This window comes from Haloferula sp. A504 (genome assembly GCF_044385805.1).
Lineage (GTDB): Bacteria > Verrucomicrobiota > Verrucomicrobiia > Verrucomicrobiales > Akkermansiaceae > Haloferula.
In genome coordinates this window covers 167,734-180,544 of the sequence record NZ_JBISBU010000005.1, presented here as the reverse complement: position 1 = coordinate 180,544, position 12,811 = coordinate 167,734, and the positions used below count along the sequence as shown (strand labels likewise).

The 12,811-nt window shown below is 65.5% G+C and carries 15 protein-coding genes; 9 read left to right on the top strand and 6 right to left on the bottom strand.

Annotated elements, in window-relative coordinates; all coding sequences use genetic code 11:
* Positions 1–240: 240 nt before the first annotated feature.
* Positions 241–1,488: a tagaturonate epimerase family protein gene (locus ACG2LG_RS04545; protein ID WP_396256719.1), complete on the bottom strand. Its 1,248-nt coding sequence runs from the start codon at positions 1,486–1,488 to the stop codon at positions 241–243.
* A 256-nt stretch (positions 1,489–1,744) separates the two neighbouring features.
* Between ACG2LG_RS04545 and ACG2LG_RS04540 the strand changes: the two genes are divergently transcribed.
* Genes ACG2LG_RS04540 through ACG2LG_RS04530 form a run of 3 tightly spaced genes read left to right on the top strand, consistent with a single transcriptional unit; the run spans position 1,745 to position 3,332 of the window.
* Positions 1,745–2,329, top strand: a complete 585-nt coding sequence (locus ACG2LG_RS04540) for a CAP domain-containing protein (protein ID WP_396256717.1) — start codon at positions 1,745–1,747, stop codon at positions 2,327–2,329.
* Positions 2,330–2,335: 6 nt separating this feature from the next.
* Complete coding sequence (locus tag ACG2LG_RS04535) at positions 2,336–2,959, top strand: ribonuclease HII (protein WP_396256715.1); 624 nt, start codon at positions 2,336–2,338, stop codon at positions 2,957–2,959.
* A complete protein-coding gene (locus tag ACG2LG_RS04530; protein ID WP_396256713.1) occupies positions 2,946–3,332 on the top strand; it encodes a YraN family protein in 387 nt (128 codons plus the stop codon). Before ACG2LG_RS04535 ends, ACG2LG_RS04530 begins: the two co-directional genes overlap by 14 nt.
* Positions 3,333–3,340: 8 nt before the next feature.
* Here ACG2LG_RS04530 and ACG2LG_RS04525 read toward each other — a convergent pair whose 3' ends face one another.
* On the bottom strand, positions 3,341–3,889 hold the full coding sequence (locus ACG2LG_RS04525; protein ID WP_396256711.1) for a YqgE/AlgH family protein: 549 nt from the start codon (positions 3,887–3,889) through the stop codon (positions 3,341–3,343).
* Positions 3,890–4,171: 282 nt separating this feature from the next.
* On the opposite strand from ACG2LG_RS04525, the gene ACG2LG_RS04520 reads away from it, so the two are divergent.
* The 5 genes from ACG2LG_RS04520 (at position 4,172) to ACG2LG_RS04500 (ending at position 8,354) form a co-directional block, all read left to right on the top strand.
* Positions 4,172–5,554 carry an MATE family efflux transporter gene (locus ACG2LG_RS04520; protein WP_396256709.1) on the top strand — a complete coding sequence of 461 codons (1,383 nt, stop codon included), beginning with the start codon at positions 4,172–4,174 and terminating at the stop codon, positions 5,552–5,554.
* Positions 5,555–5,580: 26 nt separating this feature from the next.
* Positions 5,581–6,627, top strand: coding sequence for a GTPase ObgE (gene obgE / locus ACG2LG_RS04515; RefSeq protein ID WP_396256707.1), 1,047 nt, complete (start codon positions 5,581–5,583; stop codon positions 6,625–6,627).
* Between the two features lie 21 nt (positions 6,628–6,648).
* Positions 6,649–7,350 (top strand): gamma-glutamylcyclotransferase, encoded by a 702-nt coding sequence (locus ACG2LG_RS04510; RefSeq protein WP_396256705.1) that lies wholly within the window; start codon positions 6,649–6,651, stop codon positions 7,348–7,350.
* Between the two features lie 44 nt (positions 7,351–7,394).
* On the top strand, positions 7,395–7,862 hold the full coding sequence (locus ACG2LG_RS04505) for a hypothetical protein (RefSeq protein ID WP_396256704.1): 468 nt from the start codon (positions 7,395–7,397) through the stop codon (positions 7,860–7,862).
* Between the two features lie 78 nt (positions 7,863–7,940).
* Positions 7,941–8,354, top strand: a complete 414-nt coding sequence (locus tag ACG2LG_RS04500; RefSeq protein ID WP_396256702.1) for a hypothetical protein — start codon at positions 7,941–7,943, stop codon at positions 8,352–8,354.
* A 68-nt stretch (positions 8,355–8,422) separates the two neighbouring features.
* On the opposite strand, the gene gatA is transcribed toward ACG2LG_RS04500, so the two are convergent.
* Together gatA and gatC are read right to left on the bottom strand one after the other, a co-directional pair.
* Positions 8,423–9,850: an Asp-tRNA(Asn)/Glu-tRNA(Gln) amidotransferase subunit GatA gene (gene gatA, locus ACG2LG_RS04495; RefSeq protein ID WP_396256700.1), complete on the bottom strand. Its 1,428-nt coding sequence runs from the start codon at positions 9,848–9,850 to the stop codon at positions 8,423–8,425.
* Positions 9,851–9,858: 8 nt separating this feature from the next.
* Positions 9,859–10,152, bottom strand: a complete 294-nt coding sequence (gene gatC / locus ACG2LG_RS04490; protein ID WP_396256698.1) for an Asp-tRNA(Asn)/Glu-tRNA(Gln) amidotransferase subunit GatC — start codon at positions 10,150–10,152, stop codon at positions 9,859–9,861.
* Positions 10,153–10,245: 93 nt separating this feature from the next.
* Here gatC and ACG2LG_RS04485 point away from each other — a divergent pair, with 93 nt between their 5' ends.
* Complete coding sequence (locus ACG2LG_RS04485; protein ID WP_396256696.1) at positions 10,246–11,316, top strand: peroxiredoxin family protein; 1,071 nt, start codon at positions 10,246–10,248, stop codon at positions 11,314–11,316.
* A gap of 5 nt (positions 11,317–11,321) precedes the next feature.
* On the opposite strand, the gene mutM is transcribed toward ACG2LG_RS04485, so the two are convergent.
* On the bottom strand, positions 11,322–12,140 hold the full coding sequence (mutM, locus tag ACG2LG_RS04480; protein ID WP_396256695.1) for a bifunctional DNA-formamidopyrimidine glycosylase/DNA-(apurinic or apyrimidinic site) lyase: 819 nt from the start codon (positions 12,138–12,140) through the stop codon (positions 11,322–11,324).
* Between the two features lie 6 nt (positions 12,141–12,146).
* Positions 12,147–12,806, bottom strand: coding sequence for a hemolysin III family protein (locus tag ACG2LG_RS04475; protein ID WP_396256693.1), 660 nt, complete (start codon positions 12,804–12,806; stop codon positions 12,147–12,149).
* Between the last annotated feature and the right edge of the window lie 5 nt (positions 12,807–12,811).

The following is a 12,811-nucleotide window of genomic DNA, read 5'->3' as shown; positions in this document are numbered from 1 at the left end:
AGTTGCCTTCGGCTGCTCTCCCGTTGCTCGTCTCGGGAGGACTCAGACTCTCACTGGTTGGTTTCATGTATGTGCACGCGCACGAGTGGCGCTTTTCAAGCGCCATGACGGGGCGGGCCGGCTTGCAGCCGACTTCTCGTAGCTGACCCCAGGTTCGGTCATGCCTGACACTCGAGGTCCGCCCCAAACCGCGACGTGGACGTCGCCCCGCCCCGGCATGGCGCTCGCAGAGCGCCACTCCTATCCTGCAAACAGCGGCTTCATGTGGCGCTCGAGCAGGTTGTGGGTCACGCAGCGGCCGATGGTCTCCTGGTTCGCCTTGAGGGCGTCGAGATACTCGTCGCCGAGTTGGGCGGCGACCTTGAAGCCGACGTGCAGGAGCTGGCGGACGTTGGAGTTGTAGCTCGGGTTGCCGGGCTCGTGGGTCACGGCGGCGGAGAACTGCTCACCACTCCAGCCGGCGACCTCATCGGCCGGGGGGAGTTGCGCGAAGTCGATGTCGATGACCGTGGCGTAGGGCTCGCAGAGGGCTTCCTTCTTCTCAAGCGCCCCGGCGTAGATCCGCTTGGCAAGCTCGAGTGCCTCGCCACCGGATTCGGCGAGGCCGATCACCTCCTCGAGCCAGTTGGTACCGGCGGTCTTGATGTGCAGACCGGCGCCGGTGCGGGCGAGCGCCTTTCCGATGATCGGGTAGATGGAGAACTTGTCGGAGCCCGAGTGCACCGAAAGCTTCAGTCCGGCGGGCAGGCCGTAGGTCTTGATGGCATGGGCGATGACTGCGAGGTCGTCGTTGAACTCCTGCTCGAACTGCGCGAGGTCGCCGACGTAGTCGACGCCCTTGTTGAAGCGGCCCGTGAACTTCGGCGCGATCGTCTGCACGGGAATGCCCTGATCGGCGAGGGCCGCGAGGATGATCAGCAATTCGGGCGGGGTCTGCGGGGAGTCGGTCTCGTCCATCGAGACCTCGGTGACGAAGTCCGTGCCCTTGGCGGCGACGATGTGGTCGTAGATCGCCTTGGCATGCTGGGTGGCCTTGAGGAACTGGTTGGCGGTCCGCTCGACGTCCTCGCGGGTGATCTCCAGCGGCTGGTCGATGCCATGGATCGCGATGGTGCCGATCAACTCCGGGTGCTTGTCGATGAAGGCCGCCACATCGGCCGCATCGGCGGGGGTCCCGATGTCGTCGGCGACATCGAGGGTGAAGAAGTCACAGGGCGCGATGAAGCGATCCACGGTCGAGAGGTTGATGTGATCGGCATCGAGGAGGTAGTCGCCGGTCCAATCGAGCTGCTTCACCGCGGCATCCGCCGCGTCGCGGGTCGTTTGCGGCTCCGAACCAATGATGAGGTGCTCGCGGTTCGACTTGTTCCAGACCGGAGTGATGTCGATCCCGAGTTGGCGGGCGGCGATGAAGGCTTGGAGCTGGGCGACGGCGCCGTGGGCGAAACGGTCGCCGACGCCAAGGGTGAATTTCGGGCAGGATTTCATGGTTCGGATCGATGAGGGGCGGACCGGCTGCCGGTCGGCGGGGCAATCCTGCGCAGAGCAACGCCGCAGGGTAAATGCTTCTTCGATACCGCTGATTCCCGCGGATCTGGGTGCGGAAATGGCTGGAAATCAGGCGACCCCGATGTTTTTGAGGGTGTGATGATGAAAATCACATTATTTTTAAAATACCTGTAGTTTTTCACGATTGTCGCTATCAAGAGGCCGATCCTTGGCCTTGGAACCATTCCTCAAACCAATGAATCTCCTCCCTGCTTTCCGCTTGGCCATGGTCGGATCCCTCGCCCTGCTGGCCTCCTGCTCGTCCAGCCTCGATACCACCCGCATCCCGATGTCGGCGTCTTCGGGAGCCGCCGAATCATCGGCGCGCTCGTCCTCGGACATGGCGGACCGTCTGGAGCGTTCGCTCAACGAGTATCGCGCCTCGATTGGAAAAGCGCCGATCCCGCGCCATGCCGGTCTCGATGCCATGGCCCGCCGCCACTGCGAGTTCATGGCGCGGAACCGCGGCAAGTTCTCCCTTGGCTCCGACAACATCTCGCACTTCGGCTTCGAGGAACGGGCAATGCTTGCCGAGAGGCGCTATGGCCTGGGCCACTGTGCCGAAAACGTCGCCGGTGGCATGATCCCGGGGAACATCCCGTCGGAGCTGACCAAGGCCTGGGTCGGGTCGAGCAAGCACGTCTACAACCTGAAGCACGACTGGAGCGCGACCGGCATCGGCGTCTATGTCGCCCCGGACGGCTACGTCTATGCGACCCAGATTTTCGGCAACAAAGTGCATTCCGAGATGGGCATGAACGGTCGTTTCGGGATTTTCTGAGGGCCGATGCCCGACCTTTCCCTTGAAACCGCCTGTCGATCCCGCGGCCTGCGCATCGTCGCGGGAATCGATGAGGCGGGCAGGGGCCCCCTGGCCGGCCCCGTGGCGGCCGCGGCGGTGATCCTGCCGGACGACTTCCACTCCGAGGTTCTCAACGACTCGAAAAGGCTGTCGGCGGCGAAACGGGAGAGGCTCTACGAGGAGTTGACCACCGACCCGTCGATCCGCTGGGGTCTGGCCTTTGCCGGACCCGAAGAGATCGACCGCATCAACATCCTGCGCGCGACCCATGCGGCGATGGCGAGGGCGGTGGAGGCCCTGGGGGTGACGGTGGACTTTTGTCTGATCGATGGCCTCCCGGTGAAGGGCTTCCCGCTTCCGCACGACGGGGTGGTCAAGGGCGACGGCCTGTCGCTGTCGATCGCCGCGGCGAGCATCATCGCCAAGGTCTCGCGCGACCGGCACATGCTCGAGGCGGCGGAGGAGTTTCCGGCTTACGGCTTTGAGCGTCACAAGGGCTATGGTACGAAGGCGCATCTCGAAGCACTGCGCCGCCATGGGCCTTGCCGCATACATCGTCGATCGTTTCAGCCCGTTGCTCAACAGGTGCTGCCGCTTGACGACGCCTGATGGGGCGCGCCTGGACTCGGCGGCGATCGGGGAACTGGGCGAGAGGATCGCGCGCGACTGGCTGCGGGCGCGTGGCGTGAAGGTGCTCTATCAGAACTTCCGGGCGCCGGGCGGGGGCGAGGTGGATCTGGTGGCGCGGGAGGGCCGTGTGCTGCTTTTCACCGAGGTCAAGACCCGCACCCGGACCGACTTCGGGCGGCCGCTCGATGCGGTCGGGGAGAAGAAGCAGGCGCTGATCCGTCGCGGTGCGAACGAATGGCTCAAGCAGCTCCGGACCCGCGAGATCCCGTGGCGCTTCGACGTGATCGAGGTGATCCTGCTCGAGGGCGAGAAGCCGAAGGTCCACCGCGTCGAGAACGCCTTCGGTTCGTAGGTTCGCTGTCAGTTGAGCTCCGGCGAGGCGGGGGCGTCGGCAAGGAGGCGGTGGAAGGGCGACATCGACTTGAGGATGTCCGCCCACAGCTCCTGGTCGTGGGGTTTTCCGAGCAGGTTGGGGCCGGGCTTCGCGGTGATCCACGACTGGTGGCGGAGCTCGTTCTCGAGCTGGCCCTCGGTCCAGCCGGAGTAGCCGATGAAGGCGCGGACCAGGACGCCGGGTTGCCGGGTGCGCTGGATGGCCTCGGCCGCCGGCAGCCGGATCTGCCAGTGGAGACCGTCCTTCGGATTCCACCAGAAGGCCGAGAAGGTCAGTTGTTCGCGCGACACCGGGCCACCGACGTGAACCGGGATGCGGGCGAGGGCTTCGAACTCGGGTTTGTTGAGGAAGTGGCTGACCTCGTGGCCGGTGGGCTGGTTGAGAATGAGGCCGAAGGCCCCGCCGTCCGCCGAGTGATCGGCCAGCAGGATGACGGAGCGGTCAAAGATTCCATCCCGCAGCGCCGGGGTGGCGAGCAGCAGGTTTCCGGTGAGTTCGATTTGCGCGTCGGACATCGTTCGATGACAAACTAACCCGGAATGCGTCCGAGGGAAGAGTGGAGTTGGCTGAAGAACTGGATTGGGCAGGACCGCGCGACGCCGTCGCGTGCGGCGGCATCAGGGAGATGATCCGGTTGATGTCGTGATGATGGTTCCGACGGTTCTGGGAAATGGAGGTCTCAAGGTGTTTCGGTGCGCGACAGCGTCGCGCGGTCCTTGCCGGGCGGGCCGGGCTGGGTCAGGGTCCGCCTCCTGATGCCGAAGCCGGGACGAAGCGCCGAAGCAAGCCAGCGTGGAGTGGCCGAAGAACGGCTCCTCGGCGGCCGGCTTGCCGGGCTGTCGCTGCCCCGGCAGGTCGCCATCCTCGCGGTGTGGCCGCTGCTCGAGCAGGTCATGACCTTTGCGGTGGGCATGACCGACCTGACCATTGCCGGCCGCATGGCCGATGTCGGCGACCGGGTCGCGGTGCTCGATGCCATGGCACTCGGGGGCTACGTCGCGTGGTTTTTCAATATCCTGCAGATCGCGGTGGCCACCGGGGTGATGGCCCTGGTCTCGCGGTCAACCGGCGCGGGCGATCACGAGCTTGCCCGCCGGGGCATGGGGCAGGGCGTTTGGCTGGGCCTGGGGGCCGGACTGATTTCGATGACCGTGCTGCTGCTCGGCGGGGATGCCCTGATCCGGTGGATGCAACTCGGTCCTTCGTCGGCGGCCTTTGCGAGCGAATACCTGCGGGTCTTCGCCTTCTCCGGGCCCTTCAGCGGAGCGATGCTCGCCATCAACGCCGCGCTGCGCGGATCCGGGGATACGCGCACGCCCTTCATCGGCATGGTCACGGTGAACGGCGTGAACATGCTGGCCAGCTGGTTGCTGGTCTTCGGCCCGGAGCCTTTCGGAGGCCGGGGGATCACCGGGATCGCGGCGGGCACGGTGATCGGCTGGGCGTGCGGATTGATCGTGGTCACCCTGCTGGTGCGCGGAGGTGAGGATGCGCTGCACTGGTCGAGGCGGACGCTCGCCCCGTGTGCGGGCACGCTGAAGCGGATCGTCAGGGTGGGCGCACCCCAGGCGCTGGAGATTGCCGGAATGTGGGCGATCCACGCCTATGGAGTCCGGGTGATCGCCTCGCTCCCGCAGGAGGGCGCGCTGGGAGCGCACATCCTCGCCATTCGCGTCGAGTCGATGTCCTTCCTGCCGGGGTTTGCCATCGCCACGGCGGCGGCGGCCCTGGCCGGTCAGTACCTGGGCGCCGGATCGAAGGAAATGGCGGTGAAGGCGGTGAGGCTCTGCTGGCGCGTCGCCCTCGTGATCATGACGGCGATGGGTGTGTTCTTCGTGCTGGGCGGCCGGCAGGTCGTGGGTCTGGTGGCACCCGGCAGCGTGGAGCTGGTCGGTCTTGCCGCGCCGCTGTTCATCGTCTGCGCGCTCACCCAGCCCTTCTTCGCGAGTTGCATCGTCCTCAAGACCTCGATGCGGGGCGCGGGGGCCACCGCCATGGTCATCCGCTACTCCTTCGGCAGCATGATCTTCTTCCGGATCGTGGTGCTGGCGGTGGCCCAGCACCTCGGACTGGCGAGCCTGCTTGCGGTGTGGATCATCCTGAGCCTGGACCTCGTTTGCCAGGCAGCGATCTTCGCGCGCCAGCACTTCCGTGGGAAATGGCTGGACGCCCGCGTCTGATTCGCGCAACTCGACCGTTCATAAGCATGTTCATCGATCACATCCGCATCTTCGCCAAGGCCGGTGACGGGGGAAACGGCCACGTTTCCTTCCGACGGGAGAAGTTTGTTCCGCGCGGAGGACCCGACGGCGGTGACGGCGGCGACGGCGGTCATGTCGTGCTGGTGGTCGATCCCTCGACCGACAACCTGCGGCAGTATCACTTCGATCCGAAGCTGATCGCCGAGGACGGTCAGCACGGCAGCCGTTTCAAGCGCACCGGCCGCAAGGGCAAGACGAAGATCGGCCGCGTACCTCCGGGCACGGTGGTTTATCGGGCCCCGGCACACGACGTCCGCGAGGCGGTCGCGATGGAGCGCAGCGAGGCGGGCATCGAGCTCGAGCCGGTGGCGGACCTGACCGAGAACGGTCAGGAGTTCGTGCTTTGCGAGGGCGGGATCGCGGGCAAGGGGAACACGCATTTCAAGTCGGCGACCAATCAGACTCCGACGGAGAGCACGCCGGGAACCGAGGGCGAACAGGGGGTGTTCTATCTGGAGCTGCGGCGCATTGCGGATGCCGGACTGGTTGGTTTCCCGAACGCGGGCAAGTCGACGCTGATCGGCAAGCTGTCGGCGGCGAAGCCAAAGGTCGCGAACTATCCTTTCACCACCCTTCAGCCGGTGGTGGGGGTCGTGGATTTCGGCGGGTTCCGTCGCTGCACGGTCGCCGACATTCCCGGGCTGATCGAAGGGGCGCACGAGAACCGCGGACTCGGTCATGAGTTTCTCCGTCACATCACCCGCTGCCGGACGCTGCTCTTCGTCCTCGACATGGCGGGAAGCGAGGGCCGGGAGCCGATCTCCGACCTGGAAATCCTGCGCAAGGAGGTCCGGGAGTATGACGAGGAACTCGGCGACTTCCCGTGGATCGTGATCGCCAACAAGATGGACCTGGAGGGGGCGGAAGAGAAGCTCGCGGTATTCCGGGCGCGTTTCCCGAAGGTGAAGGTGATTCCGATTTCGGCCGAGATGGAAGAGGGCCTGGATGAATTGAAGGCGTATCTCGACGAGAGCGTGGGATACAAGGTGTGAACGAACCACGGATTGGCGCGGATGGACACGGATTCGGAATGGGTCTTCGTGTATGGAACCCTCCGGATCGGGGCGTCCAACCAGCACCGGATGAAGGGTGCGGAGTGGGTCCGGCGCGGGTTGGTGACGGGCAGGCTCTACGAGGTGTCCTGGTATCCGGGTTTCGTGCCGGATGATGAGGGAGTGGAAGTCGTTGGCGACGTCTATCGGGTCGGACCCCAACTGCTCGCGAAGCTCGACGGTTTCGAGGGCCTGGCTCCGGGAAGCATGCGGGGTGAGGAATACGAGAGAGCGAGGATCCGCGTGAGATTGGATCCCAAGGTGGACGCCTGGGACGACCTGCCGGATGACGTGGATGCCTGGGTCTGGGTGTGGCGGAAGCCTGTCGAGGGATTGCTGGAAATCGAAACGGGGGACTGGTTGGACGTTGAGCGGCCCCGCCAGCCGTCGTGGTTCACGGGCCTTGGCTGCCTCGGGTTGCTGGCGATTCCCTTCGGTGGCATGGCGATGCAGGGCTTCGCGGGTCGATTGGGTCTCGGCATGGATGCCGATCTCTCAGCGTGCCTGCTGTTGTTCGGTGCTGGCGCCGGAGGCATCTGGGCCGGGGTCGTCGCACTGCGGCGGCGCGAGCGTGGCCAGCCGCTTCAGGTATTGATGCTGGCAGGCGCGGTTCTTTGGCTGTTTTTCGCGCTGATGTTCCTCTCCGAACTCGTGAATCACTGAAGCTCCGCTTGCGGGCGGGCCGCCCGGTGACATTTTCCCGCGCCATGAAGATCCACGTGCTGGAGCAAACCCAGGACCTCCCGATTCCGATCGAGGAGGCGTGGGCTTTCTTTTCGACGCCCCGCAACCTGGATGAGATCACGCCGGACGAGCTCGGCTTCAAGATCGAGACGCTCCATTCGGAAGAGATGCACGAGGGCCAGATCATCACCTACAAGGTGAAGGTGGCGCCGGGGATCTGGATCCCTTGGGTGACGGAGATCAAGGCGGTGGAGGAGGGGGTGGCCTTCATCGACGAGCAGCGCTTCGGTCCCTACAAGTTCTGGCATCATCGCCACCACTTCGAGGCCATCGAAGGAGGCACGCGCATGCACGACCTGGTCCACTACGCGCTGCCGATGGGTCCGCTCGGCGCGATCGCCCACGCGGTGTTCGTGCGCGGGAAGCTCGAGCGGATCTTCGGCTTCCGTCGCGAGGTGCTGGTGAAGCGATTCGGGGTGGCGCAAAGCTGAGCTTTGCGAGTGATGCTCAGAGTTCCAGCTTGGACTATGGGTATGGAGAAATCTCCGCACCCATGGTAGGCAATCTCCATGACGATCGGCCAAACCCTGATCCAACAACTCGGGTTGGTTGGCGCCGTCGGCTTCTTCATGGCCCTTAGTTTTTCCCGCCGGAAGCCGGTCACGGAGAATCTCGGAGTCGCGCTGGTGGCGTGCTATGTGGTGATTGCCCGAACGCTTTGGATACACGCGCTTCTTGTCTACAGGTGGGAACCCGGTGACCGCGTTCTGGATGGCAGTCTTGCCGGGTGGCCACTTACGCTCCTTTATCTAGGAGGAGTGAGTGGGATGGTGCTCATCGGGTTGGCAGTGCATGTGTTGCGCCAAGACTATCGGATCCGGCAGAAGATCGCGTTCCTGATCGGCACGCTCATTCAGGGTTTTGGAGTCTATCTTGCGATCAGGGTCCCCTTTGAGGTTGAAGCGGCGCTGACGCTTCCTTGAACAGATCTTTCCTGGAAATCGGTTCGTCGCGGGTGCGAAGCAGGAGCTTCGCACAACTCTCGCAAGGCTCAGCCTTGCGCCACCTCGGCGGCCTTGGCGACGCGCAGCAGGGTCGCTTCGCCGAGGTGGGGGCCGAGGATCTGGAGGCCGACGGGGAGTTGGGCTCCATCGCTTTCCACCATTCCTGCCGGGACCGAAATGGCACAGATGCCTGCGAGGTTGGCGGCGATGGTGTAGATGTCGGACAGGTATTCCTTGAGCGGATCATCGCTGTTCCCGCCGATCCGGCGCGCGGGGGAGGGGGCGACCGGGGAAAGGATGGCATCGACCTTCTCAAAGGCCTCGCTGAAGTCCCGGCGGATCAGCGTGCGGACCTTCTGCGCGCGGTTGTAAAAGGCGTCATAGTAGCCGGATGAAAGGACGTAGGTGCCGAGCAGGATGCGGCGCTTCACTTCGGGGCCGAAACCTTCCTCACGGGACTTCTTGTAGAGGTCCAGAAGGTCATCGGGGTTGGCGCTGCGGTGGCCGTAGCGGATGCCGTCGAAGCGGGCCAGGTTCGAGGAGGCCTCCGCCGGGGCGATGATGTAATAGGTGGCAACGGCGTGTTCGGTGTGCGGCAGTGAGATCTCGACGATCTCGGCTCCCTGGCTTTCGAGTTCCCTGACCCGGGCTTCGACGCAGGCGCGGACGGCGGGTTCGATGCCCTCTCCGAAGTATTCCTTGGGAAGCCCGAGCTTGAGCCCGGAAACCCCGGCGTCGAGTTGGGCGCTGAAATCCGGAACCTCGCTGTCAAGCGAGGTGGAGTCGGAGGGGTCGTGGCCGGCGATTGCCTGCAGGATGGCCGCCGAGTCGTCGACGCTGCGGGTCAGGGGTCCGATCTGGTCCAGGGAGGAGGCGAAGGCGACGAGTCCATAGCGGGAAACCCGGCCGTAGGACGGCTTCAGGCCGACCACACCGCAATGGGACGCCGGTTGCCGGATCGAGCCGCCGGTGTCGGAACCGAGGGCCGCCACCGCGGTGCCGGCGGCGACCGCCGCGGCGGATCCGCCGGACGAGCCACCGGGAATGCGGTCAGGCGCGTGCGGGTTGACGGTCCTGCCCAGCGCCGCGTTTTCGGTCGACGAGCCCATCGCGAACTCGTCCATGTTGAGGCGGCCGAAGGGAATCGCCCCGGCGGCCTTGAGCTTGGCGGTGACGGTGGCGTCGTAAGGCGAAACGTAGCCCTTTTCCAGGTAGCGGGAGGAACAGGTGCAGGGCTCGCCGCGGGCGTTGATGTTATCCTTGAGGGCAATCGGGATGCCGCCGAGGGGAAGCGAGAGATCGGCTTCATCAGCCGCCTGCTTCGCCGCATCGAGCTTGAAGGAGAGATAGGCGCCAAGCGCCGGCTCCCTTGACTCGATCGCTCCGGCGAGGTCGTCGAGAATGTCGGAAGGCCGGATTTCACCGGCGGTGAGCTGCCGGCGCAGGTCGCGGATGGGTTGGGTGGCGAGGGACATGGCTTGGCTCAGGCGTCGGCGATCACCTTCGGGACCCGGATCTGGCCCTGGGTCTGGTCGGGGGCATTGGCGAGAACCGCGTCCCGGTCGAGCCCGGGGCGGGGGATGTCCTCGCGCATCACGTCGTGGACCGGCACCGGGTGGGCCATCGGCTCGATTCCCTCGACGTCGAGCTTCGAAAGGCTTTCGGCGTAGCTCAGAATGGCATTCAGCTGCGGCTGGAATTCCTCGCATTCGGCATCGGTCAGCTCGAGCCGGGCAAGCTCGGCGACATATCGGACATCGATGTGGTGGGTGGCCATCGCGCGGGGAGTAAAGGGGACGGAACCGACCACGGCAAGCGCGCGTCCGCCGGGGGCTTGTCAGGCCTGGATGGGCGACCTAGGATTTCCCCGATGCGCCTGATCGCCGCCCTACTCTTGATGCTGCCGACCGCGATGGCGGGCACGCCGTCGCAGGCGGAGGCCGTGCGCACCGCCTTCGAGAAATCCGCCGAGGCCTTCCAGATCAGGATGAAGCTGGCCCAGACCGATGCGGAGCGGGAGAAGCTGCTCAAGGATCGACCGGACCCGCTGCTCGCCGCGCGCCGGATGTGGAGCGTGATCGGAGGCAGCCTCGACCAGGAATGGACCCTGGAGCCCGCGGGTTGGTTTCTGCGCGTGGTGGGTCCGCTGACTGAGGAGGGTCCGGAGGGACAGGCGCTGCCGGCGATGCGGGACGAGGCGGCGAAAATCCGCGAGGCGGTCGCCCGGCACCATGTCGCCAGCAAGTCGTTGCCATCGGTTTGCCTGGGACTGGTGGCCTGCGGCGGGATGGATGAATTGGAACTGCTGAGACGGATCGCCGCGCGCAATCCGGACAAGGAGGTGGCCGGCGTTGCGGCGCTGGGCGTGGCGATGCTGGCGAAAGCCGCGGCCGATGATCCGCGGATCATGCGCGAGCGGCTCTCCATGCTTCGCAAGGCCATCATCGATGCGGCGGACGTGACCATCGACGGCGTGTCGGTTGCGGAAATGGCCGAGGAGGAACTCTACATCATCATGAACCTGTCGAAGGGCGCGACGGCACCCGAACTCGACGGGGTCGACTCCGGCGGCAGGCCGGTGAAGCTGTCGCAGCATGCCGGAAAGGTCCGCTTGTTGATCTTCTGGGAATCGACGGGCGCGGAGACCGACGGGCTGCTCGAATGGGTGGCGACCCTGCGCCGCGACGAGCGCTTCGAGGGCAAGGACTTCGAGGTGATCGGCGTCCACACCGGTCCGAACGCCGGACTCCGGAAGCTGCAAAGCAGTGGCCAGGTGGACTGGCCGAACTTCTCCGACCCCGACGGCAAGCTCGCCAAGGCCTACCGCGTCGGAATGCGTCCCACCGCCTACGTGCTCGGACCGGACCGCAAGATCCACTACATCGGCGCCACCGGGACTTTCGCCGAGCTCACCGCGGCGGCGATCCTTTCGGATCAGTAGCAGCCCTACCGCTGGCAGGCCGGACACCAGTAGGTCGAGCGCTGCCCGAGAACCGCGTGGCGGATGCTCCCGCCGCAGTTCCGGCAGGGCTCGCCGGCGCGTTCATAGACGAAGAGCTTCTGCCGGAAGTAGCCCGGTTCGCCGTCGCTGTTGACGAAGTCGCGCAGCGTGGTACCGCCCTGCTCGATCGAGGCGGTGAGAACCTGCCGGATGGCGGTGACGAGTTTTTCGAGACGCGGGCCACTGACGCGTCTCGCGGCGATCCGCGGGCGGATGCCGGCGTGGAAGAGCGACTCGCTGGCGTAGATGTTGCCGACCCCGACGACGACCGAGGCGTCCATGATGACCTGCTTGATCGGGGCACTGCGCTTGCGGCAGGCGGCGTGCAGGACGGCCGCATCGAAGCCGTCGCCGAGCGGTTCCGGGCCGAGCGAGCTGAGCAGGGGGTGGTCCAGCGGATTGCCCTCCGGCACATGCAGCACCAGGCCGAATCGTCGCGGGTCGTGGTAGCGGAGTTCGAGACCATCGGGGAGTCCGAAGACCAGATGGTCGTGCTTGCGGAACTCCTCGCCGGTTCCCGCAATACGAAGGCTTCCGGACATGCCGAGGTGGACGATGAGCGAACCCTGCCGATCGAGATCGAGGAGCAGGTATTTCCCTCGGCGCCGGACCCCTTTCACCCGGATTCCGCCCAGCGCTTCGAGGCTGTCAGGGACGGGGTGACGGAGACGGCTCTCGCGGATGAGAATGCGGGTCAACGGGCGTCCGACCAGATGCGGCTCGATGCCGCGGCGGGTGGTTTCGACTTCGGGAAGCTCGGGCATGGCATTTCAACGGAGCATGTAAACCGTGGTGGCCACCACGTGGCAGGCGCTGCCGGCGATCACGAACAGATGCCAGATCGCGTGGTTGAAGCGCATCTTTTCGCGGATGAAGAAAAAGACGCCGAAGGAGTAGCAGAGTCCGCCGGCGACAAGCCAGGCGAGACCGGCCGGGGGCAGCGCGGCGAGAAGCGGGCGGATCGCGATCACGGCGAGCCAGCCCATGCCGAGGTAGAGCGCCGTCGACCACCAGCTCTCGCGCTTGCCCCGCATGCAGGCCTTCACCGCCACGCCGACGATGGCCAGGAACCAGACGATGCCGAAGAGTGTCCAGCCCCACGCTCCGCGCAGGATCACGAGCGTGAGCGGTGTGTAGGACCCGGCAATGAGGAGATAGATGCAGGCGTGGTCGATGATCTGGAGGAAGGGCTTCAGACGCGGACAGGAGTGGGCGTGATAGATCGTGGACGCACCGTAGAGCAGAACCAGGGTGGCACCGAAGATCGAGGCGGCGACCACGCGGAGGGGATCTCCGGCCGCAACGAGGATCATGATCACCAGCGCGACGACGGCCATCACCGTTCCGAGGGCATGGCTCCACATCGACGCCCGCTCCTCGGCATGACTCTCGCAGAGGGGAGAGCGGGGCCGGAAAGGGAAGGCGGACACGGAGC

Bases quoted from the DNA above. Each gene is read 5' to 3' on its own strand.
- ACG2LG_RS04525 (WP_396256711.1), bottom strand. From the start codon at position 3,889: ATGTCCGACGCGCAAATCGAACTCACCGGAAACCTGCTGCTCGCCACC.
- ACG2LG_RS04510 (WP_396256705.1), top strand. From the start codon at position 6,649: ATGGACACGGATTCGGAATGGGTCTTCGTGTATGGAACCCTCCGGATC.
- ACG2LG_RS04535 (WP_396256715.1), top strand. From the start codon at position 2,336: ATGCCCGACCTTTCCCTTGAAACCGCCTGTCGATCCCGCGGCCTGCGC.
- ACG2LG_RS04485 (WP_396256696.1), top strand. From the start codon at position 10,246: ATGCGCCTGATCGCCGCCCTACTCTTGATGCTGCCGACCGCGATGGCG.
- mutM (WP_396256695.1), bottom strand. From the start codon at position 12,140: ATGCCCGAGCTTCCCGAAGTCGAAACCACCCGCCGCGGCATCGAGCCG.
- obgE (WP_396256707.1), top strand. From the start codon at position 5,581: ATGTTCATCGATCACATCCGCATCTTCGCCAAGGCCGGTGACGGGGGA.
- ACG2LG_RS04540 (WP_396256717.1), top strand. From the start codon at position 1,745: ATGAATCTCCTCCCTGCTTTCCGCTTGGCCATGGTCGGATCCCTCGCC.
- ACG2LG_RS04500 (WP_396256702.1), top strand. From the start codon at position 7,941: ATGACGATCGGCCAAACCCTGATCCAACAACTCGGGTTGGTTGGCGCC.
- gatA (WP_396256700.1), bottom strand. From the start codon at position 9,850: ATGTCCCTCGCCACCCAACCCATCCGCGACCTGCGCCGGCAGCTCACC.
- ACG2LG_RS04545 (WP_396256719.1), bottom strand. From the start codon at position 1,488: ATGAAATCCTGCCCGAAATTCACCCTTGGCGTCGGCGACCGTTTCGCC.
- ACG2LG_RS04505 (WP_396256704.1), top strand. From the start codon at position 7,395: ATGAAGATCCACGTGCTGGAGCAAACCCAGGACCTCCCGATTCCGATC.
- gatC (WP_396256698.1), bottom strand. From the start codon at position 10,152: ATGGCCACCCACCACATCGATGTCCGATATGTCGCCGAGCTTGCCCGG.